Source organism: Apibacter sp., from assembly GCF_025291155.1.
In the GTDB taxonomy this organism is placed as follows: domain Bacteria; phylum Bacteroidota; class Bacteroidia; order Flavobacteriales; family Weeksellaceae; genus Apibacter.
In genome coordinates, this window is record NZ_JAMBJZ010000137.1 from 1 (window position 1) to 2,849 (window position 2,849).

Sequence of the window (2,849 nt, forward strand, 5' to 3'; positions counted from 1 at the left end):
AAGAGGTAATACATAAAGATGTAAGGAAGATACTCAAAATCCGAAGGCTACTGGAAATAATAATGTTTAGAATGGGTGAATGAAAAAAAGAATGGAGCAGATGATGACTATAGCTTAACTATTATTTCTTTTAATTATATGAGATAATAAATTCATTAAAACCATATAATACTTCTCTTAAAATTGAAATAATCTCTCTTTTTTCAAGTGTTTGACATTATAATATATGCTGTATGTATTGCTAAAAAATAATCTCAAAAGCAATCCTTTAAATAAAATTTTATATTAGTCATGTAATTCAATTACCGTGTGTAAATTTTTGGTGCATAACGGTTTGCATTTTCTTTAGTCGAATTGATAAGAAAAGATAAATATATCACCTAATTTATAGGATAAAATAACTAAAATAATTTTTATTGGATTTAATTATCTTTATTTGTTAATTTTTAAAATAAAGATAATGAAGATATATATTTATATATTATAAAAATATATATAATATATTTCTTGTATAAAAAAAAATACCTAAGTTAGCAGGCAAAAATATTTTAAATACATTCTAAAATGAATCGTAGGTTAAAGAATTCGATCAATAAGTTTTATAAGAAAATAGATTTTAGAATACTATATATATTCATTATATTTATTTTGATTGGCTTATTTATCTTATTCTATAAATATTCTCGGTTTGTTAGTTGTGAGCAAATAGATTTTGCTATTGAAGCTGAAAGGAAGCAAGTAGGTGAAATAATCGGATTTAAAGATTTAACTCCTGGAGCTAAAAGTTGGTTATGGGATTTTGGAGACAATTCCCCTAAAAAATATGAACAGCATCCTTTGCATAGATATTCAAAATCAGGAATGTATATAGTGACATTAAAAGTAAATGGATCTTGTATTTTGCAAAAAACAATAGAAATAAAAAATATGGGCAAAATCATAGATTCCAGGAAAGTTCCTCAAATAATTTCTCCTACTGTAGTAACTGTAGGTCAACCATTTAATGTCTATTGTAAATATAGCGGAGAAGCCTTTTCTTGGGAATGGAGTTTTGGAGAATCTGGTCAAATGGATGATACTTCAGAATACCCTATATATAATTATAGTGAACCTGGAAAAAAAAGATTGACTCTAGTAATAAATGGAGATATAGCTCATATTGCCAGCAAAGATATTTACGTAAAACCTAGAGTATTAAATGAAGTAAAGGAAACACCAATACTAGGTTTTATACCTGATAAAAATGATGAAGATTTTGAACCTAAACATAATATTTTACCGGAAAATCCATGGGTACCTGTTTTAAAGAATATCTCGGGAGTTCCTGAAGAAACTCCTTTAGAAAAAGAAAAAAATAAAATCATTGAGGATCAAGCGCCTTCAATATCTGAAAATCAATTTAAAGAATTATTATTAGAAGTAGCGAAGCAGGGTAAGACAAAGGAAGATTTTAGTAAATATATCAATAACTATGATTTTTCTGTAATAAAAAATGATAAGACCATTATAACCTTTTCTGAATTATGTGAAAAAATTGAAAATAAAAAAATAAAGATAAAATCGTTACGTATTGATAGAAACAATAATAATTACATAACAAATATTAATATTAAATATAAAATAAAAAAAGGGCCTTTTTGGATTTATGACTAAATATTGATAAAAACCTTTTAATAAAAAACACATTATATAATTATTTATATATGGAAGAAATTTTTGCTGAAGAAATATATACGGCTTTAGATATAGCTAAAAAATATTCAATAGAAAAAAAGAATGCACAATTTGGTGCTCCCCATCTTCTAAAGGCAATACTTCATAGAGATTTATCTCTACTAAAGGAATTGGAAGCTATGAAAAAAGATGTATTTTTTATAGAAGAATGGGCTGAAGTACGAATTGATGATTTTCCAAAAGCAAGTAAAAACGTACGTCCTGAAGCAGATGAAAGTATTGATAGAATAATAAAAGAAGCGGATGAAATACGAAATATTTTAGGGAGGGAAGAAATCGATCTTTATTGCATAATGGTTTCAATAGCAACTCCAGGAGTAGGTTTTAGCTTTGATCAAATGAAAAGTTTTCCCATTATCAGAGATGAATTATTAATTGATGTTAATAAAGAGATAAATTATGGAAATATAAAAGATGATCATGTTCATACCAACATAAAATATTTATACAAATACTGTAAAGATCTCTTAATAAAAGCCCAAAAACAACCTAAGCATATTGTAGCTAGAGAAAAAGAGATTAAAGAAATTGTAGAAATTATATGTCGTTTTTCTAAACCGAATGTCCTTCTACAAGGTTATCCGGGAGTTGGAAAATCTGTTTTAATTGAAGGATTTGTAAATTTAATAGCGCAAAAACAGGTTCCGGATGAATTATTAAAAACAAAAATTTACGAATTGGACTTAGGCTCCTTAATAGCAGGTGCTTCGTATAAAGGCGAAATAGAAGATCGTTTAAAAAAGATATTACAAGAACTTAAAACTTATCCACAATCTATACTCGTCATAGACGGAATACATGTTCTATTAGATAAAAATAGTGATAATTCAGGTGTTTCCAGTATTTTAAAAAGTGAAATATCAAGCAATAATGGTCTTACTCTTATTGTTACTACTACTGTTGATGAATATACAAAAAAAATTGAAAAAGATGAAGGACTATCAGGAATGTTTGAGGTTATTAAGGTTGAAGAGCCTAATGAAGAGCAGACCTTTAGAATAATAAAATCGGCCTTGCCTTCTTACTTAGTTCATCATTCTATAAAAGTAACTGATGAATCGATAACAGAATCTATAAGGCTATCACAAAGATATTTAAAGGAAAAGAGTTTACCG

General features: G+C 27.0%; 2 protein-coding genes. Both read left to right on the forward strand.

Going from position 1 to position 2,849, the window contains the following annotated elements:
- The first annotated feature begins 564 nt into the window (after window positions 1-564).
- The gene (locus M3Z80_RS09485) at window positions 565-1,653 is read left to right on the forward strand and encodes a PKD domain-containing protein (protein WP_293919373.1); all 1,089 of its coding nucleotides are present in this window, start codon (window positions 565-567) and stop codon (window positions 1,651-1,653) included.
- Window positions 1,654-1,703: 50 nt separating this feature from the next.
- On the forward strand, window positions 1,704-2,849 hold a 1,146-nt coding region (locus M3Z80_RS09490; protein WP_293919374.1), incomplete at its 3' end, for an AAA family ATPase.